Source organism: Paraburkholderia sp. MM5384-R2 (assembly GCF_014201025.1).
Lineage (GTDB): Bacteria > Pseudomonadota > Gammaproteobacteria > Burkholderiales > Burkholderiaceae > Paraburkholderia > Paraburkholderia tuberum.
Genome location: NZ_JACHDI010000001.1, coordinates 496,931 through 518,751, shown reverse-complemented (window position 1 = coordinate 518,751; position 21,821 = coordinate 496,931). Strand labels below are relative to the sequence as shown.

General features: G+C 65.3%; 18 protein-coding genes. 9 read left to right on the top strand and 9 right to left on the bottom strand.

Translation table 11 applies throughout. From position 1 onward, the window contains the following. Positions 1–103 precede the first annotated feature (103 nt). Positions 104–799: a ribose-5-phosphate isomerase RpiA gene (gene rpiA, locus HDG37_RS02520; RefSeq protein ID WP_018418246.1), complete on the top strand. Its 696-nt coding sequence runs from the start codon at positions 104–106 to the stop codon at positions 797–799. A 49-nt stretch (positions 800–848) separates the two neighbouring features. On the opposite strand, the gene HDG37_RS02515 is transcribed toward rpiA, so the two are convergent. Then, positions 849–1,106 carry a hypothetical protein gene (locus HDG37_RS02515; protein ID WP_184044024.1) on the bottom strand — a complete coding sequence of 86 codons (258 nt, stop codon included), beginning with the start codon at positions 1,104–1,106 and terminating at the stop codon, positions 849–851. Positions 1,107–1,448: 342 nt separating this feature from the next. On the opposite strand from HDG37_RS02515, the gene HDG37_RS02510 reads away from it, so the two are divergent. Next, entirely contained in the window at positions 1,449–2,678 is a 1,230-nt protein-coding gene (locus HDG37_RS02510) for a glycosyltransferase family 4 protein (protein ID WP_184044023.1), read from the top strand. A gap of 494 nt (positions 2,679–3,172) precedes the next feature. Further along, positions 3,173–3,595: a type II toxin-antitoxin system HigA family antitoxin gene (locus HDG37_RS02505; protein WP_184044022.1), complete on the top strand. Its 423-nt coding sequence runs from the start codon at positions 3,173–3,175 to the stop codon at positions 3,593–3,595. Between the two features lie 276 nt (positions 3,596–3,871). Here HDG37_RS02505 and HDG37_RS02500 read toward each other — a convergent pair whose 3' ends face one another. From HDG37_RS02500 to HDG37_RS02470, 7 genes are all read right to left on the bottom strand, one after another. Next, a complete protein-coding gene (locus tag HDG37_RS02500) occupies positions 3,872–5,257 on the bottom strand; it encodes an undecaprenyl-phosphate glucose phosphotransferase (RefSeq protein ID WP_184044021.1) in 1,386 nt (461 codons plus the stop codon). 36 nt (positions 5,258–5,293) lie between these two features. Continuing rightward, a complete protein-coding gene (locus HDG37_RS02495; protein WP_184044020.1) occupies positions 5,294–6,028 on the bottom strand; it encodes a Crp/Fnr family transcriptional regulator in 735 nt (244 codons plus the stop codon). Positions 6,029–6,657: 629 nt separating this feature from the next. Next, positions 6,658–9,306, bottom strand: a complete 2,649-nt coding sequence (locus HDG37_RS02490) for a glycosyl hydrolase 2 galactose-binding domain-containing protein (RefSeq protein WP_409259881.1) — start codon at positions 9,304–9,306, stop codon at positions 6,658–6,660. A 57-nt stretch (positions 9,307–9,363) separates the two neighbouring features. Further along, positions 9,364–10,437 carry a DUF1839 family protein gene (locus tag HDG37_RS02485; RefSeq protein WP_184044016.1) on the bottom strand — a complete coding sequence of 358 codons (1,074 nt, stop codon included), beginning with the start codon at positions 10,435–10,437 and terminating at the stop codon, positions 9,364–9,366. After that, a complete protein-coding gene (locus tag HDG37_RS02480) occupies positions 10,434–11,501 on the bottom strand; it encodes an amino acid--[acyl-carrier-protein] ligase (RefSeq protein WP_184044015.1) in 1,068 nt (355 codons plus the stop codon). Before HDG37_RS02480 ends, HDG37_RS02485 begins: the two co-directional genes overlap by 4 nt. Position 11,502: 1 nt before the next feature. Beyond that, positions 11,503–12,810, bottom strand: a complete 1,308-nt coding sequence (locus HDG37_RS02475; protein WP_184044013.1) for an acyl-CoA dehydrogenase family protein — start codon at positions 12,808–12,810, stop codon at positions 11,503–11,505. Then, on the bottom strand, positions 12,807–13,058 hold the full coding sequence (locus HDG37_RS02470; protein WP_090804328.1) for an acyl carrier protein: 252 nt from the start codon (positions 13,056–13,058) through the stop codon (positions 12,807–12,809). The genes HDG37_RS02475 and HDG37_RS02470 overlap by 4 nt, the downstream gene beginning before the upstream one ends. A 368-nt stretch (positions 13,059–13,426) precedes the next feature. Between HDG37_RS02470 and HDG37_RS02465 the strand changes: the two genes are divergently transcribed. Then, positions 13,427–13,960, top strand: a complete 534-nt coding sequence (locus tag HDG37_RS02465) for a GNAT family N-acetyltransferase (RefSeq protein WP_184044011.1) — start codon at positions 13,427–13,429, stop codon at positions 13,958–13,960. A 96-nt stretch (positions 13,961–14,056) separates the two neighbouring features. Here HDG37_RS02465 and HDG37_RS02460 read toward each other — a convergent pair whose 3' ends face one another. Continuing rightward, positions 14,057–15,526, bottom strand: coding sequence for an oligosaccharide flippase family protein (locus HDG37_RS02460; protein ID WP_184044009.1), 1,470 nt, complete (start codon positions 15,524–15,526; stop codon positions 14,057–14,059). A gap of 470 nt (positions 15,527–15,996) precedes the next feature. Here HDG37_RS02460 and HDG37_RS02455 point away from each other — a divergent pair, with 470 nt between their 5' ends. The 5 genes from HDG37_RS02455 to HDG37_RS02435 all read left to right on the top strand — a co-directional run bounded on the left by HDG37_RS02455 (position 15,997) and on the right by HDG37_RS02435 (position 21,789). Beyond that, positions 15,997–17,847 (top strand): alpha/beta fold hydrolase, encoded by a 1,851-nt coding sequence (locus tag HDG37_RS02455; RefSeq protein WP_184044007.1) that lies wholly within the window; start codon positions 15,997–15,999, stop codon positions 17,845–17,847. A 136-nt stretch (positions 17,848–17,983) separates the two neighbouring features. Continuing rightward, complete coding sequence (locus HDG37_RS02450; protein WP_184044005.1) at positions 17,984–19,138, top strand: sugar phosphate nucleotidyltransferase; 1,155 nt, start codon at positions 17,984–17,986, stop codon at positions 19,136–19,138. Next, entirely contained in the window at positions 19,138–19,776 is a 639-nt protein-coding gene (locus HDG37_RS40225) for a flavin reductase (RefSeq protein ID WP_409259880.1), read from the top strand. Before HDG37_RS02450 ends, HDG37_RS40225 begins: the two co-directional genes overlap by 1 nt. Positions 19,777–19,839: 63 nt before the next feature. Further along, on the top strand, positions 19,840–20,559 hold the full coding sequence (locus HDG37_RS02440) for a FadR/GntR family transcriptional regulator (protein ID WP_184044003.1): 720 nt from the start codon (positions 19,840–19,842) through the stop codon (positions 20,557–20,559). 183 nt (positions 20,560–20,742) lie between these two features. Further along, positions 20,743–21,789: a Gfo/Idh/MocA family protein gene (locus HDG37_RS02435; RefSeq protein WP_221311859.1), complete on the top strand. Its 1,047-nt coding sequence runs from the start codon at positions 20,743–20,745 to the stop codon at positions 21,787–21,789. The last annotated feature ends 32 nt before the right edge of the window (positions 21,790–21,821 follow it).

The following is a 21,821-nucleotide window of genomic DNA, read 5'->3' as shown; positions in this document are numbered from 1 at the left end:
TCCGGCAAACAAGCGTGGTCCGCGGCACAAAGCCACCCAAACCCGGCCTTCTCCGCGCCACTCCGGTAAACTACGGGTTTTTCACGCTTTTCCCGCCTCTCCCATGACTCAAGACGAACTCAAGCAACTGGTCGGCCAGGCCGCCGCCGATTACGTGAATGCCAACGTGCCGCAAGGCTCGGTGATCGGCGTCGGCACGGGCTCCACCGCGAACTGCTTCATCGACGCGCTGGCCGCCACCAAATCCCGCTATCGCGGCGCGGTGTCGAGTTCGCTCGCCACCACCGCGCGTCTGCAATCGCACGGCTTCAAGGTGCTCGACCTGAATGAGATCGACTCGCTGCCGGTGTACGTCGACGGCGCAGACGAAATCGATCACAGCGGCGCGATGATCAAGGGCGGCGGCGGCGCGCTCACGCGCGAGAAGATCGTCGCGTCGGTGTCGGAAGTATTCGTCTGCATCGCGGATGCGAGCAAGGTCGTCGAGACGCTGGGCCATTTCCCGCTGCCAATCGAAGTCGTGCCGATGGCGCGCACCGCGATCGGCCGGCGCGTGACGGCGCTCGGCGGCGTGCCCGTCGTGCGTGTGACGAAAGAGGGTGTGCCGTTCATCACCGACAACGGCAACGAGATCATCGACGTGAAGGGCTTGAGCATCAGCGACCCGCGCACGCTCGAGGCGCATATCAACGCATGGCCCGGCGTCGTCACGGTCGGCCTGTTCGCGGGCCGCGGCGCGAACCTTTGCCTGCTCGGCACGGACACCGGCGTGCAAACGATCACGTACGGCCAGAATTAAGCGAATTGCGTTTCTGTTCGCTCTGACGCGTGTGAGCCGCTCCAACGGTTCACACGCGTTTTTTGTTGCGGTCGTGCCGCACGATCCCGCTTATACCGCCCGCCGCGGCGGCAATCGCGCGCACCTGGCGGAAAATGCCTGGCACCGTGCTCAGACAATTAGCCGTCGATGCCCGCCGCGCGATGCCCGACACGCGCGCGTCGCCGATCATCCGCGCGCCAGGCGCTTCGAAGCGCACGCGCAACGGGCCGTCCGACAGCAGCACCACTGCGTCGCGCGCCGTGCAGCGCACGGCGAATTCCCCCAAGGGCCGAACCCGGCCCTCCCAACTGACTGCTCCGATCGCCAAACGGCACGCGAGGCACGCGAGGCACAGCGGCCGTCGAGGTCGCGCGCCCGTCGCTCGCGCAGCGCTCCGATCGTAAAGGTGTGGGCTGGACTGGCGAGCAGGCGTGGGGCGATATGTCAGGCGTAGTGCACGTACGAAAGCGCCGGAATGAAGCCGTGATTTTGCAGACGCGAACGGACTCTGCGAATTACTCGCGTACTGTCGCACGTCGAATGTGGGCACGCGCACGCACAGTCAGGAACGTGGCACATACACTCTTCTCTGAGGCCAGGTGGCGATTCGTGACAGATAGGACGGAATATGAAAGTGGCGATCGTGCACGATTGGCTGGTCGCTCCCGGCGGCGCCGAGAAAGTGCTCGGGCAGATCATCGAGTGCTTTCCCGACGCCGACGTTTTCAGCGTCGTCGATTTCCTCGAAGATCGCACGCCGCTTGCCGGTAAGCCGGTCACCACGTCGTTCATTCAAGGCCTGCCGTTTGCGCGCAGCCGTTATCGCGCCTATTTGCCCTTGATGCCGCTCGCCGTCGAACGGTTCGATCTGTCGAGCTATGACCTGATCATCACCAGTTCTTGCGCAGTCGCGAAGGGCGTATTGGTCGGCCCTCATCAGACGCACATCAGTTACGTGCACTCGCTGATGCGATATGCGTGGGATCTGCAGCATCAGTATCTGCGCGAAGCGAATCTGCTGCGCGGGCCGAAGTCGTGGGCCGCGCGGGTATTGCTGCATTACCTGCGCGGCTGGGACGCGCAGTCGACGAATGGTGTCGATCGTCTGATCGCGAATTCGCAATCGGTCGCGCGGTGCATGATGAAAACCTATCGGCGCGATGCCGCGGTGATTCCGCCGCCCGTCGACGTGAACGAATTCGAACTGCGCACCGAAAAAGACGATTTCTATCTGACCGTGTCGCGGATGGTGCCGCACCAACGCATCGATCTGATCGTCGAGACGTTCAACGCCACGCCGCAGCGCAAGCTGATCGCGATCGGCGACGGGCCGCAGATGGCGTCGATCCGCGCGAAGGCAGGACCGAACGTGACGGTCCTCGGCTATCAGCCATTCGGGGTACTGAAGGAGTATCTGGCGCGTGCGCGAGCCTTCGTGTGCGCCGCCGAGGAGGATTTCGGCATCGTGCCGCTCGAAGCGCAGGCCTGCGGAACGCCGGTCATTGCGTTCGCCAGGGGCGGGGCGCTCGAAACGGTAGTGCCGGTCGGCGACCCGCATCCGACCGGCGTTTTCTTCGCGCGTCAGACGGCGGTGTCAATGCTCGACGCGATCGACCGCTTCGAGCGGCTGAGCGCGTACATCACGCCGGCGGCCTGTCGCGCGAATGCCGAGCGGTTTTCGGCTCAGGTGTTCCGGCGGGCGTTCATGGCCGAGGTCACGCGCACGATTGCGGCGGTCGCTCAGGGTCTGCCGGCGATGGAGCCGGGGGAGCAGGTGAGGTGGGCGCAGCCCGATCTCGCGACCCGGGAACTCGGCATCGCCAGCGACACGGCACCGAAAAGCAGGTGGAGGCAATGAGGTGAGGGTGTTTCGCTGTTCTCGCCTCGTGGAGTTTTCGATAGGAGAGAAAGAGGTTTTCGTCGTCATGCAGTGATTTCGCAACGGGCAGTAACGAGCCGTTCTGACCAACGCGTCCGGGCGGCTCTTGGTGTGGGCGCGTCCGCTTCGCGCTTTGTGTCGGCAGCGCGTATCGCGTATCGCGCGATAGGCGCCGCGCGTGCAAGGCCAGCCGCGGCGGGTCATTGTCAAGCAAGCAGTATTGGACTTCAAAAAACGACATCGGGGTGCGCGCCACGCGCTGTGGGCGAGATATTCGCCGGCGCGGCATGCCTCGCGTGGCCATAACGACCTGAAGCAGACGTTCGCTATCGTGATCGCTGAATTTCCTCACTGCGAAGTTCGCCGTGCCGGCAATTCGGCGTGTCACGGCGATTCACTACAACAGGCAGTCGTCATTCGCGCGTCACCGATTAACGCGCCGACGGCTTTTGGACGAGGACGAATTAAAACTCATGAATGCCGATCGCCTTCCGGGACCCTTTCCCGACATCTCCGCAACGTGGGCTGCGCTGAAGAGCCAGTTGCCGATCACGCCGATTCGCACCGAAGAGGATTATCACCAGATGGTGCGAGTCGCCAATTCGCTGTCCGATCATCTAAGCGGCAACGACAACGATCCGCTCACCGATCTGCACGCGATCGTGACGGAACTGGTCGGTCATTGGCAAGCGCGCAACCTGACGATTCCAAAAGCGGAGCCGCGCGAGGTCCTGCGCCATCTGCTGATCACGCATGGTCTCAAGCAGAAGGATCTGGCCGGCATCGCGTCGCCGACCGTGGTCAGCGATATTCTCGCGGGGCGCCGCGCGATCAGCAAGAAAGTCGCCAAGGCGCTCGCGGTACGGTTTCAGACCGATGTCAGCGCGTTCCTGTAGAGGCGGGGTCGCGCGGCGGACCCGTCCATGACGTGGTCCGTCGCGGCTGCTCATCTTGCGTCAACCACGGCGGCTGTCGATCGGGCCGCCGGCGTTGGCGCTTCTATTCGCAGCGGCGTGTACGCGTTGTTGCCCGGTTGGGTGTTTTTCTCGAATGGAACGCAGGCGCATTCCGGCGATCCTTCAGCGCACCGCCTTCAGTACCCGCACTTCGCATGCGCCGCAGTGCCGGCACGATGACCGACACTCCCGGATGCGATTGCCTCGATGGCATGATCAGAACGCGTTGCGGCCAACAAAGCCCTTGAAAATCGTGATGAAGACGATCTTCATGTCGAACCAGAACGACCAGTTCTGGATATAGAAGAGATCGAACTTCACGCGCGCTTCCATCTTCTCGACCTTGGTGGTCGCGCCGCGATAGCCGTTGACCTGGGCCCAGCCGGTGATGCCGGGCTTGATGCGGTAACGGTGCATGTAGCCGTATACCTGGTCCTTGTACAGATCATCGTGTTCGACCGCATGCGGACGCGGACCCACCACCGACATCTGACCGAGCAGCACGTTCAGAAACTGCGGCAGCTCGTCGAGACTCGTGCGGCGCATGAAGCTGCCGAGCTTCGTCACGCGCAAGTCGTTGCGGGTCGCCTGCGTGATCTGGCCGCGCTCTTCCTCGTGCACGGTCATCGAGCGGAACTTGTAGATGCCGAACGGCTGGCCGTCGACGCCCTTGCGGATCTGCCGGAAAAACACCGGTCCCGGCGACGTGAGCTTGATGCCGATCGCGAGCACGGCGAACACCGGCGCGAGCACGATGAGCGCGAGCACGGCGAACAGGCGGTCGAACATCAGCTTGGGCCACATCTGCGGCGACGAGAATGGCGTCGCGCTCAGATTCAGCGTCGGCAAACCGACGACATCGACGATCGCATGATTGAACAGCGACAGACTGCGCACGTCGGGAATGAAGCGCAGATTGACGAAGTCGTGTCTGAAGGTGCGCGTGAAGCGGTAGATCGTGTGTTCCTCGGAAAGCGGCAACGCGAGCCACACTTCGTTCACGCGGTCATGGCGTACCTTCGTCGCGAACGCTTCCAGATCCGTCAGCACGGGCAGGCGGGTCAGACGCGCGCCATACGCGTCGTGGCCTTGCACGCTGGTGTCGAACACGCACACCGGTTTGAAGCCCGCTTGCGGCGCATGCTCGAGATGCGCGAGCAGCGTGCGCGCAAAGCCCGGTGCGCCGACGAGCGCGACGGTGCGCGCGTTCATGCCGCGGCGACGTACGAAGCGCAGCACCACGTGCATGATGCAGCGTGTCGCGATGATCAACGCGCCGGAGATCAGCGTCGAGTAGCCGAGCCACAGGCGCGACACCGCATCCGTCCGATGCAGCGTGAACGCGAGCAGGAGCGCGGTCGCGACCACCATGAGCCACGCGGCGGCGATTCGCGCGAGCACCGGCGCGAGCGCCTTGCCGCGCCACGTCTCATAGACCCCGAAGCCCGGAAACAGCAACAGAACCAGCACACACTTGAACGCGATCAGAAGACGCTCGGTATCGGCCAACGCGATCGGTGCGGAAAAGCGCATCCAGTGGGCGAGCAGACCGCCTGCAATCACGAACAGTGCATCGAGACATCGAGCAGTAATCCTGAACATAGGAAAATCGACCCCGGTCATCGAGCCGCGTGCCGCTTATTCGACGGTCTCGGCCTGGCGCAGTCGCGGCAGCAGACGATCGAATTCGCGTTTCACGAGGCCGTAGCATTCGCACGCGCGGGCTTCGAGGCCCTTGCGGTCGAGCACCTTGATATGACCGCGGCTATGATGAATCAGGCCTTCGTCGTGCAGCTTGCCTGCCGCTTCGGTGATGCCTTCGCGGCGCACGCCGAGCATGTCGGCAATCAGCTGCTGCGTGACGGTCAGATCGTTCGACGCCACGCGGTCCACCTCGATCAGCAGCCAGCGGCACAGTTGCTTGTTGAGCGCGTGATGGCGATTGCACGCGGCGGTCTGCGCGACCTGGGTCAGAAGAGCGTGCATATACAGCAGCATCAGGCGGCGCAGAAAGTCGGAGCGCGCGAACTGCTGCTTGAGCGCCTGTGCGCTCATCCGGTAGGCGAAGCCCGCGCATTGCACCTGTACGCGGTTGGGCATGGTTTCGCCGCCCGTGAGGACCGGCACGCCGGTCATGCCTTCGCGGCCAACCGCGGCGATCTCGACGGAGCTGCCGTCTTCCATCGTCGAGAGCATCGAGATGATCGCGGTGGTGGGGAAGTACACATGATGGATCCGTTGACCCGAGTCGCATAGCAGTTGCTCGGTGCGCAGATGAACCAGTTCGAGGTGGGGAGCTAGTGCCTGCCATTCGTGCGACGGCATTGCGCCCAGCAGATGGTTACCGTGCAAATCGGATTGAAGTGTTAACATGATCGGTCCTCGCATGAAAGTCGCGCCTCGCGCGACTCTCTCCGTTTATTTGATCCGATGCCCGCATCCTCGGGAGTGGGCTGCCCGGCGAACAGCCTGGATGAACAGCATCGGCCCCGTTTTAGGCCTGTCTGCCACCGCCTCTGTTGTTGCGCTCGTGTGCGGTGACACTCTGTTGCGTGGAGGTAGTAGCGAGGACCGTGCCAACGTTAGGGAAAACGCCTGCTGATGCGGCGCAGCGAAGAAACCTGCAGCGCGTGGGGAGAGTAAAAGCGGCTTTTTGTTTCAGTTATGCACACCCCCGCGAGTTGGGGAATGCATCGTATGAAAGCTTTGTGTTTGGGCGAATCCCTTGATATCAAAGGCTTCACGGCCAAAAACGGGGGTGCTGTCGAAGTTGTCTCAGATTTGAACCTGGCGCCGCATGCACGTTTTGAAGCGCTCCTCGTGAAGTGCCGGAAATGATTCAGAAGTGTTAAGTGGAGTGCGTGCGCTGTCGCACGTAAGGCCTCTCAAAGCAGGCAACAGTCGCGTTCGAGCCAACAGTGAGCGAGCCGGGCAGACAGTTCGAGACCTGCGAAGCGAGCTTTGGGGCGCTTCGCGTACGTGCGACTAGTTCGGAATGACCACTAGCCGTAGAAGATGGCGGATAGCGCATTGATCGCGCGGACTTCCCCCTGGGGTGCCCCGCATGTTTCATCCACTTTAAAGGCCGCGTTTGATGCAGGAGCAACGAGTTCTTGCGGCGACGCCGCGAAGGCGGTCGGCAGCAGCGGTTCGAGCGCATGCAGCGGCACGATACAGCGCCGGTTCGGCGCGAGATGGAACCAGTCGCGCGCCGCGCGATAACGGGGGTCAATGATATGAACGAAGCGCGCAAAGCGCTTCGTTTCGATCGCAAGCTGCCAGCCGCTGCCGTCGCCACGACGTTCGACCTCGACGGTCATACCGAGGTCATCACGCGCGTGCACGCTACGCTGGGGCAGATGAAACGCTTCGGACACGATCTCGCCACTCGCGGCATCGTAGAGCGTTGCAATCGTGACATCGTGCGCGCGTGGGCCGAAGCGGTACGCATGCGTGAAATCGAAGAACTGGCCCAGATGCGCGGCCGCACTGATGCGTTGCAGGCTGCGCGGGGCAAGCGTCAGCGCGCGTCGCGCGGACGTGACCTTCACGCTGCCGTCGCGCAGACAGACCAGCTCGAGTTCGCCGCAAAACGTTTGTGCGCGCTCGTTGATCAGATGTATATCGAGGCCGTTCAGGCCTTCGTCGGTGAGCGTGATCTGCAACGGCTGCAGTGTCTGCGCGAAGCCGTGCAGCGCGCTTTTCGGCCGTCCCGTCGCGTCGATCACGCCCCAGCCCGCGCCCGCGCGCAGATCCTGCAACTGCCACACGAGGCCGCCGCCGCACGACGAGCCCGCGCGCCGCCACTCGGCGAACACGTCGCCGATCAGCTCGGCAACCACCGCGCGCGACAGATCCAGATAACGCGCCGCATCTTCATAGCGCAAGCGCGCCGGCTCGACGCCGTAAAGCGCCTGCAAATAATGATCGCGCACGTCGTCGAAATCCCAGCCTGCGCCAGGATCGCGCGGCACGGCGGCTTTCCAGCGCGGATCGTGCGTGTGGATCGTGCCGAGCGCGTCGTACAGCGTCGCCTCGTCGGGGACGTTGGCGAATGCCAGGCATTCGGCCGCGAAGCGCACCTGCGCGCGGCGCACGTCGGCGAGCGGGCGCTGATACGCGCCGACGCCGTAGTAGTGCGTGACGCCCTCGTTAGTCGAAAACGGCCACGCGCCGCCCGATGGCGAATTGCTGACATAGGGCACGTCCTCACGTTCGCGCGCGACGAGCGCGGGCAGCAGCTCGGTAAACAACGCTTGCGCGCGCTGCGCCGCGGGCAGTCCGAACATCGCCGCCTGCTGGTCGACCTCGCTGCCGCCGCACAGCACCGCGAGCGAGGCAAAGCGACGCGTGCGGCTCAGGAACTGGCTCGCTTCGCGCTCGATCAGCGCGCTGAACGCGGCATCGTTCGGATAGTCGAAATTCGCCAGCGCGAAGTCCTGCCAGATCAGCAGGCCGTACTCGTCGGCGAGCGCATAAAACAGATCGGACTCATAGAGCATCGTGCCGCCGACGCGCAGCATGTTCATGCCAGCGGCGCGCGCGAGCTCGATCGTATGGCGCAATTGCGTTTCGGTGCCTGCTAGCGTGACGAGATCGGCACTGGTCCAGCACGCGCCGCGACAGAATATGGGCACTTCGTTCACGCGCAAGGCGAAACCCGCAGCATCGGCACCGCGGTCCACTTCGATACGACGAAAGCCGATCGAGCCCAGAGACTGAGAGATCACGTTGCCGTCGACGAGCTGCAACGTCAGAGGATATAAAGTGGGCTCTCCATGCGTATGCGGCCACCAGCGTTTCGCGTGGGGCACGCGCACGTCGCCGGTGAGTGTATATGCATCGTGCCATTGCAAAGACGAAACATGGTCGCCGCAAGAAAGTGTCGCACGGCAGGCCACGACGTCGTGGGGGCGTACGAAACGTAAAGTCAACGAAACAACCCCATCCTCTTGTTCGAGCCGGCTGGTCAGATCAATCGTGTCGAATGCGTGCGGCGCGTCGCCGAGCATTTCGATCGGACGCCACGGGCCGACCGTCTGAATCGACGGACACCAGCCGGGCATATGGCCGAGCAGCGTGGTGCGCACGCTGCGAAGCGTCGGCGGCGACACGAGCCGCGGCCGCCAGCGCGCACGCGAGCGTTTGGCTGCCAACGCTGGCGTCAGTGAGCGAAAGCACAGCACGAGCGTCGCGCGGCCATCCAGGTCGATATCGAGATCATGGGCGATGAACATCGATGCGGAATCGAGCTGCTTCACATCGTCGAGCCACACTTGCGCGAGCGTCGCGAGTCCGAGAAAACGCAAGCGGCGCCGCCCCGTACCGATCAGCGTGACGCGATACCAGTGATCGTCGAATGCGAGCGGTGGCGGGTGATCGATATCGAGCAGACCGGCGGCGAGCCGCGCGCTCGCGACGGTGCCGGGCACCTGCGCGGCGAGCCAGCCTTGCGCGGGCAGATCGGCCGGCGACTCATAGGCGTGCGGCGGGGTGCTCAGACAGGCCCAGCCGGTGTCGAGCCGTTGCGGCCATAGCGAGGGCGCGGCGCGGGCAGTGCCTGCATCATGCGCTTGCGCGATCGCGCCGGGCGCGCGCGCACGGCCAGCATCGCCCTCGTCAGCGGGCGGATCGAGTGTCGACACATCCACGGTCAATTCCCGGAAAAACCGCGCGGCACGAAGTGCGCGCAACCACGCATCACCGTATTAGCGCACCAGAGCGGCCAGCGGTGGCAGCGTTTTTTCATAAGCGCTTTCAAGCACGTCGAAGCAGTCTTCGCAGGTATCGCGACGGCCGCGCGCGATCGCGCGAATGAGCCGGAACTGCATCACCATCGACTCCGACGCGATGCGTTGCGCGGCGGCCGGTATCGTCGGCGGGATCTCGAAGCCTTGCGCGAACAGCCACTGCAGATACTTCGACAGGAACTCGAAGTTCGCGCCGAGCTGCCGCATCAGATTGAACGAGTACAGATGGAAGTACGCCTCGTCGCGCTCGAACAGCGTATCGAGATGCGCGGGAAACGCGGCACGCCATTGCGAAATCGGATTGGTCAACGGACGCCGTTCCAGATGTGCGCACAGCAGTTCCGCCGACGCCTCCGCGAGCGCGGTGCCTTCGAGCGCGGGCCGCGCCTGCTTGGCGAACTCGACGTAGGGAAACAGCAGATCGGGCTGCGCGGTGAAATGCGCCAGCTTGCGAAACACGCCGTCGTAGTCGTCGCCCTCGAGCCGGTGGTAGCCGGTGTTGTGGAAATAGCCGAGGCGGCGCGCGACGGTGTCGACGAAGTCGATGCCGATCGTGGTCTTCGGATGCTCCCGGCGATACGAGGTCGCGCGCGTATCGGGGAGGTAGTAGCCGTCGACCTCGACGAGCACGGTGTGGCCGCGCAGCGTCTGCGCGAGCACGCGTTCTTCGAGCGAGTCGTAGATCGCGAGCTCCTGCACCTGGGTGCCATACAGACGTTCGAGATCATCGAGCGGAAACTTGAAGAACGTGAACTGATCGCCTTCGAAATCCTGCGTGACCGTGAACGCGAGCGCCGCGCGCGGATCGAGCCCGAAGCCGTGCAGCAGCTCGATCCACAGATCGACATAGCAGTTGGTCTCCTGCCACACGCGTTCGCCCTGATGCAGCGCGTGCGCTACGTGCTCGCGCAACTGCGTGCCGGGACCGGGCACCGCGTGGGTCTGCTGATGCGTCGGCGGATCGCCTGCGCGTCGCGGCAGCGACGAGTTGGCGAGCGCGCCGGCAAGCGCCGAAGTCGGCGATGGATTCATGCGCGCTCCCCGGCGACGGTCGCGGTTTGCGTCGATTGCGCCGCCTGCAGCGCATCCGCGACGCGGGTCTCGGTATCGCCCCACAGCAGCGCGCGCACCTCGTCGGGCCACGCGTCGACGTCGAGCCCGTGATGACGGAACAGCGCGAGCGTGATGCGTTCCATGCCGAAGCCGACACAGCCCGTATGCGCGGTCGCGCCGTCTTCGCAGGCGATTTTCCAGATCGCGCCGAAGTGGTCCATGTGATAGTTGAACGACAGGCAGGCCGTCTTGCCGCGCGGATCGGCGAGCGCGATCAGCAACTCGAACTTGAGCGCCTGCGCGCGCTGACTATCGGCGACGATCTTGCCGCCGCGGCCGAAGAACGGATCGTTCGCGAGATCGACTTCGACCGGCAAGCCTAGCAGCTTCACCAGCAGCGAGCCGCGCTCGATCCACATTTGGCGGAACGCCATCACCTGCTCGGGGCTGCCGAGACGCACGTATTCCCGCTGACGGAACATCTGCATGCGGCCCGGATCGAGCGACGGCTCATGACGGAAGCAGTACGACAGCACGTCGACGGTGCGGCCGTCGGCGGGCAGCGCGCCGCGCCGCGCCATCACCGGATAGATCGGATAGCAGGCGGCCGGCGTCAGCACGACGCGCGTCGGTTTCTGTTGCGCGAGCCACGCGTCGCCGCGGTCGTCGTCGCTGTCGGCCATCGCATCGTCGAGCGCGCGCAGCAGACGGTGGTGGCCCAGGTCGTCGCCGCAAAACGAATGGATGGTGCCCGCGAGATTCGGAAAGCTCTTCAGGTATTCGCTATCCTCGAAGTCGGTGCGGCGCATCGCGGGCGGAAAACGCAATACTTCGGCTTGCTGATCTTTACCCAGCTGCGTAATCGCGAGGTTCAGTCGCTCGATCACGTCCTCGAAAACCTGGCTGCGGCCATACAGTCCGTTTTCACCAGTATCGATCAGCAGGCCGGCGGCCAGCATCTCGTCGCGCAGCGTGAGCGAAGGCCCCACCTCCGCGGCGGCGGCGGCCGCGGCGACAGCGGCGGTATCGGTCATCAGCTTCATTTCAGGGTCTCCCCGGCGCGGCAGGACGTTGCGCGAGCAGCAGACTCGCGGTGTTCTGCGCGATACGGTCGTTATTGATCATCAAGGGCGCCGAGTGCAGGTCGCGCAGATGGCGGCCGACGCTATAGGGCGTGCCGTTCTTGTAGCCCGCCATGCCGCAGATCATCAGCACTTCCTGGACGACCTGCAGCGCGGTGGTCGAAATGCTGGTCTTGAGCGTGTTCATGTCCGACGCGAAACCAAGCATCGCCGCGAGCGGGGCGTCCGCCTGGGTCGCGCCCTCGCGTGCCTGATGCGCGGCGCGCGCGGCCTCCAGCGCGACCGATAGACGCGCCTGCATCATCTGCAGCAGCCCGACCGCTTCGGCGAGCCGCAGGCCCGCCGGCGGCATCGTGCCGGGCTTCGCGCGCGCCTGCGCGCGGAAGAACGCTTTCGCGCGATTGACCGCGTCGACGGCGATGCCGGTCCATACCGACGCCCACAGCGTGTGCGACACGGGCAGCATGGTCTGATCGGCGATGTCGGCGAACGGCGTCGCGAGGATCTGTTCGGCCAGTCCCGTCGCGACGAGCCGGAAGCCCTCGCTGCAGGTGCCGCGCATGCCCATCGCGTCCCAGCCGCCGCGCCGCTCGAGCTGCGTATCGGCGCGCAGCGCGACGATCAGCACCTGGTCGGACGCGGCCGCGTCGGCGGTGCGCCGCGCGGTCACGAGGATGCCGTCGGCGTGCGCGCCGTACGAGATCGTCGGTGCGAGCTTTTCGATCCGAAAACGCGCGCCATCGAGCTCCACCGAGCACGCGCTCGTGCGCATGTTGCCGCCGATCGTCTCTTCGGACGTCGCCGACGCGAGCAGCCATTGCTGCTCGGCCAGTTGTGCAAGCAGGCTCGCTTGCCAGGCGGAGGCGCCGCGATGAGAGTCGATGCACGCGACCTGGATCTGATGCATCGCATAGATCATCGCCGTCGATGCGCAGCCCTGCGCCAGCGTTTCGCAGATCGCACCGATATCGGCAAGCGACAGGCCCGCGCCGCCGAAAGCGGTCGGCACCATCGCCGACAGCAAACGCTCGGCCTTGAGCGCGTCGAACGCCTCGACCGGAAAGCGCGCCTCGCGGTCCACGGCGTCCGCGTACTGCGCGGCGATCGCCGCACAACGATGCGCTGCAGCACGCCATTCGGGACCGGTATCGAGCGCGCTCAGCGCCCCGGTGGCAGCGCCCTGGCCGTCGCCGGTCCGGGCGTCGGTAGTCGAGTTCGAGGCCGCCCCGCAGGCCGCTGCGGCGGCCTGACCCAGCAGCGGCGCACTCATGCCGCCGCCTTGGCCTGCTGCAACTCCGTCATCGCGGCGGCCATCGAGTCGATGCTCGAGAACAGGCGGCGCGTCAGCATACGGTCAGGAATTTCGACGTTGAATTCGTCTTCCATGGCAAGCATCAGATGCACGGTCGCGAGCGATGAGAGTCCGGCAGCATAGAGGTCGGCGTCGTCGGCGAGGCTTTCCAGCGGGACATCCAGGCGTGCGGATTCGGACAGGATGCGTCTCAATGCAGTTTTCATGCAGTGCTCCCCTTATGGTCGAAGGTCTGCCGATGGGTGCCGAGGTCGAATGACGTCGGCACCTGATTTTCGTGTGTAGTTTCGTGCGGTGCGAAGACCGCGGCGTGCGTTCGCGATGGTGCAGTGCGGTGTTGCAGGCGGGCCTGCGTGAAGCCATCCGCGATACCGGGCGAACTTGGCAAGACTGCGCTTCGTTGGCTCGTATTTAAAGATCGTCAACCCCGAGCGTCAGTGCGATGGCGCACGGAAGCACATCTTTAGCGCACGTTACCGTGTAGTCGATGATGAGGGACCGTCATGGATCGGCCTGCCGTCGCGCACGGCAGGCATAGCCGGACCCGCCGAAAATTTTGACAGCCGGGGGCGTGATGAACTGGAAAACGCTGGAGTTCGATCAGCTATCTGCACGTGAGTTGTATGTCGTGCTGCGTGCGCGCAGTGCGGTATTCGTCGTCGAGCAGTCGCATGTGTGCCTCGACGCGGACGGTCGCGACGAGCAGGCCTTGCATGTGTTCGCGGTCGAAGACATGGCGCGGCCGATGCCGGTGCTCGCCTATGCGCGGGTGCAGCCCGGCGATTCCGAAGATCCGGAAGTGACGATCGACAAGGTGCTGACGAGTCCGCTGCGGCGCGGCGACGGCACCGCCGAGATGCTGATCGAGCGTGTGCTCGAAGCGGTCGCCCAACGCTGGCCGGGCCGCGCCACGCGCGTGAGCGCACCGCTTGACTTGCGCGGGTTCTACGAGCAGTTCGGCTTTCGCAAGACGGAGGGACCGTACCTCGAACACGGTATGCCGTTCATCGGTCTCACGCGTCAGGTGCGCGGCGCTCAGGCGCGCTTCGGTCCGAGGCGCCGCGAGCGCGACGGCGCACCGTTCGTCAATACGTTCGAACTGTTGTGATGCCGGGTCGGCTGGGTACGTGTTTTCAGCCTTGGCATTCAGGTCCCGACCGTGAACGAGCGGTGGACCGGCGTCATTGATTGCGCGCGCCGGGACTCAGCCTCGTGCCCGTCCGGACGACGGCGCGCAACGCAGCCAGAGCCTGTACAGCGCGTCGCGCAACTCGCTCGACCCGCGCAGCGACATACCGAAGTTCGCCGCGCTCAACGCGAGCGCGACGACGATCGCCAACAGCAACGCGCTGATCGAATCCGCGAGCGCGAGCGCGACGAGCAGAAACGCGAGATGCGCGAGCATGTTGCGCACGATCGTCCGTGCATGCAGCCGTGAGAACGCGAGCAACACCGAGTAATCGAGCAGCACCTTCAGCACGACGACGACCGCCGCGCCCATGATGCCGAACCAGTGGATGCCGCACCATAACGCGCCGGTAAAGAACGGCAACTGAAGCCAGCTGACGCTCGCCACTGCCACGGGATGGGTCTGCGCCTGCAACAGGCTGCCGAGGATGCTCGACTGGCCGCTCAGCCACACGCCGAGGATCAGCACGCTCGCGACCGGCGCCGCGGCGGCGAGCTGCGGTCCGAGCCACAGCAGCAAAAACGGCTTCAGGGCGAACAGCGCGATGATCACGCATGGCGTAAATGCTCCATTGAGAAACGCGAGCGCGTTGTGCGCGAGCGCATCCGCATCCTCGCGCGACGCCGCCGACAGTCGCGGAAACAGGGTGCGCACCATCGCGAGCGGCAGCAGGTTCAATCGATTGATCAGGTTTTGCGGCGTCGCGTAGTAAGTGACGAAGCGCGCGCCGAGCAGTCCGCCGATGAACACGCGGTCGAGCGTCGACGCGATCATGTTCGCGCCGGAAAACATCAGCAGCCAGCGGCCGTTGCGGAACAGCCCGATCATCAAGCGCCATTGCGGCATCCGCATACGGCGAATGCCGAGCGCGCGAATGGCGGCCACGCCCAGCATCAGGCCGCCGACGAAACGCGCGATCACGGCGGCTGGAATCGCGATCGCCAGTGACGGCGAAAAGCAGAGGACCGCCGCGATCGGCAGCAACTGGAACAGCGCGGTGCCGAGCGTCTGGTTGATGTTGTAGCTCGTGAAGCACTCGACGCCGGTAATCGCGCCCGCGAACACCCAGGTCACGTTCGCGATCGGCACAGCGACCGCGATCCACGGCAGGCTCGCCATCACTTCATGCTGGAACGTCGGCTCGATTTTCACGCCGTAGGTGATGTAGACGATGGCTCCGGCATAGATCAGCGCGCCGCCGATGATGCCGGTACCGAGATTCATGAACCACGCACTCCAGAAGATCGGTTCGATCGAATCGTCGCTGGCCGCGCGAGCCTTGGCGATCTGGTTTTCGGTCGCCAGACTGGTGCCCAGATCGAGGACGCTGAAGTAGCCGATCAGCGCCCACACCAGATTGATCACCCCGTAACGCTCGGCGCCCAGCAGATGAATGTAGGTGGGCACGGTCACGAGGGAAACGAAGGTCGGCGCGACGGCGCCGGCAAGGTTGATGAAGATGTTCCTGACGATGCTTCGTTCCATGTTCCATTGCCGGGCCGGTGAGAAGGGCCGCGCGGACATACGCGGCGGCATCAACGCGTCGCAGGTCTTGCATCTTGCCCCCGGGCGCCGCGTGACTGTGTGGGTGGCCGTACAGATAGCCGCGATCGGGAGGGGGTTAAATGGCAAAGCTCATAGGGTAGCGCGGTGGTTAGCCACGAGCCGGCCGCGCGCACCGCATTGCGGAGCATTCCTAAGCGCGCCCGCGCCGTCTCCATCACGTAATGCTCGCGGCACGCTGCACGCAGTCGCGGGCATCGACCACAGCGCATGACCGACGCGATCCGCCGCGCGTCGGTCCACGCGCGGGGCATGCTGCACTGCACAGCACGCTCATCGACACACACGCCAGCGCAGCGCGATTCGGAACCCAAACTAATGTGGCGCGACGCACATATGCGCGAGAGCACCTTTGTTGTAATCATTTGAAAAGGAAGAGTAAGGAGCGGACCGTGAGACCCATCGTCTTCGACGGCAAATTCGGCTGGTTGCATCCAGCCAACGGCCCGGATGGCGTTGTGATGTGTTCCCCGTTCGGCTACGACACGCTGTGCACGTATCGCGGCATGCGCCGGCTCGCCGAGCGCCTCGCCGCGCGCGGCATGCCGGTGCTGCGCTTCGACTACCCGGCGACCGGCGATTCAGCCGGCGACCCGACCGACGCCGGCCTGTGGCGCGCATGGATCGACAGCGTCAAGCAGGCGGTCGCGCAACTGCGCGAGGCGACCGGCGTCGAGCGTGTCAGCGTGTGCGGTCTGCGTCTCGGCGGCATGCTGGCCGCGCTTGCCGCGCAGGAACTTGGCGATGTGCACGGTCTCGTGCTGATGTCGCCGGTGCTGTCGGGCAAGACTTACCAGCGCGAATTGCGCGCGCATTACCGGCAGTGGTTGAACGATCCGGCCGCGATGGATTGCGTGGTCGAGCCCGATACCGACGAGTTCGTCGAAGCGTATGGCTTTCGCATGTATCGCGACACGCTGCAAAGCCTGCTCGCGGCGGATCTGTATCGCGCGACGAGCCGGCCGGCCGCGCGCGTGCTGCTGCTCGATTCACTGAACCCGGCTCGCGCCGGTGCGCTTGCCGCGCATTACAGCGAACATGGCGTCGAGCTCGAGCGTCACCCGTTCGACGAATACAGCCGCTTCATGATGGAACCGCTCGAAAGCGAAATACCGCACGCCGCGTTCGAGACCATCGAGAACTGGCTGCTGGCGGGGAGCGCACAAACGCCCCAAACGGTGGCGCGCGTGCCCGAGCGAGGCGAAGAGCCGGCGGGCGGCCACTATGTCGCGCCGAGGCTGCACGAGACGCCGGTGTGGCTGAACGAGGGCAAGGTGTTCGGCATCTACTGCCGGCCCGACGGCGCCGCGGCGGCGCGCGCCCCGGCGGTGCTGCTGCTCAATACCGGCGCGGTGTCGCGAATCGGCAATGGGCGTTTCGGCGTACATTTCGCGCGGCGTCTCGCACGGCAGGGGATCGCGTCGCTGCGCATCGACGTCCGTGGTGTCGGCGACAGCATGCCGTCGTGCGACACGTTGAGCCTCGACGCGCTGTACTCTCAGTCGAGTGCCGGCGACGCCGCGTACGCGTCGCGCTGGCTTGCCGCGCGCGGTCATGCGGGCGCGCTGCTGCTCGGCATCTGCTCGGGCGCCTACACCGGGCTGCATGCGGCGATGCGCGAAGCGGCGGTGGTGGGCGCGGTGATCGTCAACGTGCAGAAGTTCAGATGGCATAACGTCTGCGACGAACACGGCAAGCCGATGATTCCGGTGTCCGCGTTCGGCTCGACGCGCAACTACATGCGCTCGATGAAGCAGCCGGGCAAATGGCTGCGCGTGCTCAAGGGCGAGACGGGCGGCTGGGGCCTCGTGCGCGAGCTGGTGGTACGCCAGCTCGCGCGGACCGGCGAAACGCTGGCCGACCGGATCGAGCAACTGTGTGGCCTCGAATTCGGCGCGCGTGACGAGCGGCATCTGTTCGCGAACCTCGAAGCACGGGGCGTCGACACGCACCTGGTGTTCGGTGTGCTGGACGAAGGCGTCGAGGAGCTCGAGCGCTACTTCGGCGTGCGCGGCACGCGGCTCGCGCGCTTCACGCGCATTCACGTGGCCTTCTGCAAGCACACCGATCACGCGATCCTGTCGTCGGTGGCGCAGGAAAACATCATGTCGTACGTCGAGAACGTCTATCGCGGCGGCTTCACGAAGCTGCGTCAGCCCGACAGCGCGGCGCTCGACGGCGAGCTGCACAGGCACGATGAACATCGCGCCGCGGGGGCGTTGCGTCCGTTCGGAGAAGCATAGGGAGCACGCGGACAGACAGGGGCGCCCAGGCCGCACTGTGTGTCGCGCGCATACGACTGAACACGCTTGCGACCACGAGGCACTTGCTGGCGTCATGTCGGCCCGTGAACAGGATCTGGATTCGACAGGATCGCAAATGAATCGAATGGTAGAACCAGGTAATCCGCCCGCGAATCCGCCCGCGCCGCAGGCTGGGACCGCCGCCGCGCTGCGCGAACTGACCGTGCAACCGGTGATTCTCGCGAGCGGCTCCGGTGCGAGGCTGTGGCCGCTGTCGCGCGAACGCGATCCGAAGCAGCGGATCGGGCTGATGGGCGACCAGTCGCTGCTCGAAGCGACGCTGCGCCGGCTCGACGACGCGTTCGACCCGGCCGCGCCCGACGCGGCCCGCACCACGCCGCCCGCCGCACCGCTGGTGGTCTGCTGCGAGGAACTGCGGCTGCCGACGCTCGAGCGCGTCGAGCAGTACCGCAAGCCGGTGCGCATACTGCTCGAACCGATGGCGCGCAACACCGCTCCGGCGCTGACCGTCGCGGCGCTCGCCGCGCGCGCGTCGGCCGCGGCCGGCGACGATCCGATGCTGGTCGCGCTGCCCGCCGATCATTCGAGCGCCGATCAAGCGGAGTTCGGCGCGGCGCTCAACGAAGCGCTCGCGCATGCTTCGCGGGGCGCGATCGTCACGCTCGGCGTGCCGCCGCAGCGCGCGGCGACCGGCTACAGCTATATCCGCACCGCCGCGGCCTTGGGAAACCGGGGCGCGCGGACGATCGAGCGCTTCGTCGAGAAGCCCGATGCCGAGCTGGCCGAGCGCTACTTCGCGTCGGGCGAGTACTGGTGGAACAGCGGCATGTTCGTGGTGCGCGCGTCGGTGTGGCTCGACGCGATCGGCCTGTGCCGTCCGCTGATCGCGGCGGCCTGCAAAGACGCATTCGCAGGCGCGAGCATCGACGAGGCCGGCGCGCTGCATCTCGCGCGCGACGCGTTCGCCGCGTGTCCGTCCGACTCAGTCGACTATGCGGTGATGGAGCGCATCGGCACCGACGCGCGTCTCGTCGGCGTGACGGTGCCGCTCGACGCGGGCTGGTCGGACACCGGCGCCTGGGACTCGGTGTGGGACGCGTCGAGCAAGGACGGCGACGAGCGCTTCCTGCTGTCGGAGAATCAGTCGACGTTGATTCCGCTGGGCGTCAGGCATCGGCTCGAAAATGCTGGCAAGACGCCGCTGGAAATCATCGAGGTGCATTCGGACGGCGATCCCGGCAAAGACGACATCGTGCGCTTGCACGGCTGATGGACGCCGAGCTGTTCGGCGTCAGCGTGCTGTCGGAGGCGCAGGAGCCGCACAGCCGGCATTTCGCGGGCGAGGCGCAGAGCCGCTTCGCGCCGCCTTGCGCACCGCGCTTCGCGGCGGTCGCCGGCCTCGCCGGCGTCGTGCTGCTCGAGCATGCGGCCGCGCGCTTCGCCGCGCGCGTGGTGGACCGCCATCCGTGCGGCGACCATACGCTGTTCGTCAAAGAGGTGCTGGTGTTCTCGCTCGACGAGCACGCGCCGCTGCTGTTCTTCGGCGGCCGCTATGCGTCGGTCGCGGCGAGCGCCGTCGAACGAAGACTCGGCGTGATGCGGCGTCCGCGCGCCGCGGACCCAGCTGCGCCGCTTGCGCTTCGCACGACATCTTTGTTCGCCGGAACACGCAGGCGTCCGACCACGTCCGTGCAAATCAGACAATTTCATCGCGCCAACGTGCGAATGCGCACAATTCAAACCCCACAACGCAGGCAGGCTTTGACGAGCGAGCTTTGTGCCTGGCGAAACAGATGGCGTTACACGAACGAAACAAATCTTCAGAGGGATAACCCTGTCAGGAAGTGTCCCACTGGCGCATCCGTTTCGAAGCTCGCAACGTATCGAAAAACGATCCGACTTGCATAACAGATACGTACGGGCCCTTCATCAACAGGCCACGCGGGGTCAACACCGCTTCGGGGATATGTCATGGAACACGCAAACAAGGATCGCTCGTTGGTGAGCAAAGTCATGGACGGGCTCGTCAGCGGCATCGTCGAGGAAAAATACGGCGCGATTCTGCCGCCGCAGGATGTGCTGTCGAAGGAATTCGATGTGAGCCGCACCGTGATGCGCGAGGCGCTATCGATGCTGCTCGCGCGCGACATGCTCGACGTGCGGCCGAAGATCGGCACGCGCATCCGGCCGATGAGCGACTGGCGCATGATCGACGAGGACGTCGTCAATTGGCGTTTCCGCGCAAAGCCCGATCCGATGTTTCTGCGTGACGTGATCGAGTTTCGCATGCTGATCGAACCGCGCGCGTCGGCGCAGGCGGCCGCGCGCGGCAGTGCCGCGGACGTCGCGGCGATTCGCGAGGCGTTCGAGGCGTTTCGCATGATCCGTCCGGGCGAGGCCGGCTATCAGGAAGCCGACGAGCTGTTCCATACGCGCATCGTGATCGCGAGCGGCAACCAGTTCTTTAAGCAGATGGCGGCGATCATTCGCGGCGCGCTGTCGACCCTCAATCCGATCGTGCACGACCGGGAAGGGCTGTGGGAGAGTGCGATCGCATCGCATCAGCGCGTCATCGAAGCGATCGAGCGGCGCGATCCGAAGGAGGCCGAGATCGCTGCGCTCGCGATGATCGATTACGCGGCCGAGGAGCTCGGCGGGCGGTTTTCCGCGGAGCCGCCGGCGCGGGTTTGAGCGTGATTGCGAGCGCGGGCTGAGCGTATCTGTCAATGTCCGGCGGGAGCGGCGAGGTGGGGTGTCGAAGGTCGGTGCGCGGCAGTGATGCCGCATGGTTCGATTGGCCGGGTTCGCCGCGTTCGCAAGCGGCATCGGTGACAATAGCGGCTGTTCCGAACCGCATGGACCTTTGCACACACGATGACAGATACGACAGCGGCACCGCACGCAGCCAGCACCCAACCGACCGATTGGGCAAAGCAGGACACCACTTCAGCGCGCGAGATCCGCTGGGGGATCGTCGGCACCGGCCGGATTGCGCGCCGCTTCGCGCAAGGGCTCGCGTTCGTGCCGCGGACGCGGCTCGCGGCGCTGTGGTCGCGTCGCGTGGAACCGGCCCAGGCGTTCGCCGATGAATTCGGCGGCGCCGTCTGCGACAGTTTCGACACTCTGCTCGCGAGCGGCATCGACGCGCTCTATATCGCGACGCTGCAGGACAGTCACGCCGACTATGCGATCGCCGCGTTGCAAGCCGGGCTGCACGTGCTGTGCGAGAAACCCGCGTGTATCAATCTTCCGCAGCTCGAGCGCGTGCTCGACACCGCGCGCGCTTCGCAACGGCTCTTCATGGAAGCGATGAAGCCGCCGTTCTATCCGCTCTACAGAAGGTTGCGCGAGCACCTCGCGGCCGAGCCGATCGGCGAGGTCGGGCTCGTGCGCGCGGGCTGCTCGGTGCCGGGCGTGCCGGCCGATCATCCGTCGCTGTCGTTCGAGCATGCGGGCGGCGCGCTGCTCGATATCGGCATCTACGAGATGTTTCTCGCGGTCGACTGGCTCGGCGCGCCACGCGACGTGCAGACCTTCGGCCGGCTTGGCGCGACCGGCGTCGATACGTTCGCGAGTCTGAACAGCCGGCACGAGCGCGGTGGTATCGCGCAGCTATTCTGCGGGCTCGATCTGCATGGCAAGGGCGATGCGCTGCTGATGGCCCAAGGCGGTCACGTGACGCTGCACGAGCCGTGGTGGAACCCGTCGCGCGCGACGATCCGTTATGCGGATGGCCGCGTCGTCGAACTCGACGAACCGTTCGAAGGCGGCGGCTTGAACTACGAGACCGCGCACTTTTGCGAGCTGATTCGCGCGGGTGTGCTGGAGAGTCCGCTGATGCCGCACGACACGTCGCGACAGATGATCGCAATGGCCGACGCGGCGCGCGCGGCGTTGGGGCTCAAGTTCGCTGGGGAATGAGCCGCTGGGGGCAACGAAAAGGAGCGGGCGGC

What these genes read in the sequence shown, in the direction of transcription:
- HDG37_RS02485 (WP_184044016.1), bottom strand. Translation starts at nt 10,437, where the DNA reads ATGAATCCATCGCCGACTTCGGCGCTTGCCGGCGCGCTCGCCAACTCG.
- HDG37_RS02435 (WP_221311859.1), top strand. Translation starts at nt 20,743, where the DNA reads ATGACAGATACGACAGCGGCACCGCACGCAGCCAGCACCCAACCGACC.
- HDG37_RS02495 (WP_184044020.1), bottom strand. Translation starts at nt 6,028, where the DNA reads ATGTTAACACTTCAATCCGATTTGCACGGTAACCATCTGCTGGGCGCA.
- HDG37_RS02465 (WP_184044011.1), top strand. Translation starts at nt 13,427, where the DNA reads ATGAACTGGAAAACGCTGGAGTTCGATCAGCTATCTGCACGTGAGTTG.
- HDG37_RS02505 (WP_184044022.1), top strand. Translation starts at nt 3,173, where the DNA reads ATGAATGCCGATCGCCTTCCGGGACCCTTTCCCGACATCTCCGCAACG.
- HDG37_RS02480 (WP_184044015.1), bottom strand. Translation starts at nt 11,501, where the DNA reads ATGAAGCTGATGACCGATACCGCCGCTGTCGCCGCGGCCGCCGCCGCC.
- HDG37_RS02510 (WP_184044023.1), top strand. Translation starts at nt 1,449, where the DNA reads ATGAAAGTGGCGATCGTGCACGATTGGCTGGTCGCTCCCGGCGGCGCC.
- HDG37_RS02500 (WP_184044021.1), bottom strand. Translation starts at nt 5,257, where the DNA reads ATGTTCAGGATTACTGCTCGATGTCTCGATGCACTGTTCGTGATTGCA.
- HDG37_RS02470 (WP_090804328.1), bottom strand. Translation starts at nt 13,058, where the DNA reads ATGAAAACTGCATTGAGACGCATCCTGTCCGAATCCGCACGCCTGGAT.
- HDG37_RS40225 (WP_409259880.1), top strand. Translation starts at nt 19,138, where the DNA reads ATGGACGCCGAGCTGTTCGGCGTCAGCGTGCTGTCGGAGGCGCAGGAG.
- rpiA (WP_018418246.1), top strand. Translation starts at nt 104, where the DNA reads ATGACTCAAGACGAACTCAAGCAACTGGTCGGCCAGGCCGCCGCCGAT.
- HDG37_RS02475 (WP_184044013.1), bottom strand. Translation starts at nt 12,810, where the DNA reads ATGAGTGCGCCGCTGCTGGGTCAGGCCGCCGCAGCGGCCTGCGGGGCG.
- HDG37_RS02460 (WP_184044009.1), bottom strand. Translation starts at nt 15,526, where the DNA reads ATGGAACGAAGCATCGTCAGGAACATCTTCATCAACCTTGCCGGCGCC.
- HDG37_RS02450 (WP_184044005.1), top strand. Translation starts at nt 17,984, where the DNA reads ATGAATCGAATGGTAGAACCAGGTAATCCGCCCGCGAATCCGCCCGCG.
- HDG37_RS02440 (WP_184044003.1), top strand. Translation starts at nt 19,840, where the DNA reads ATGGAACACGCAAACAAGGATCGCTCGTTGGTGAGCAAAGTCATGGAC.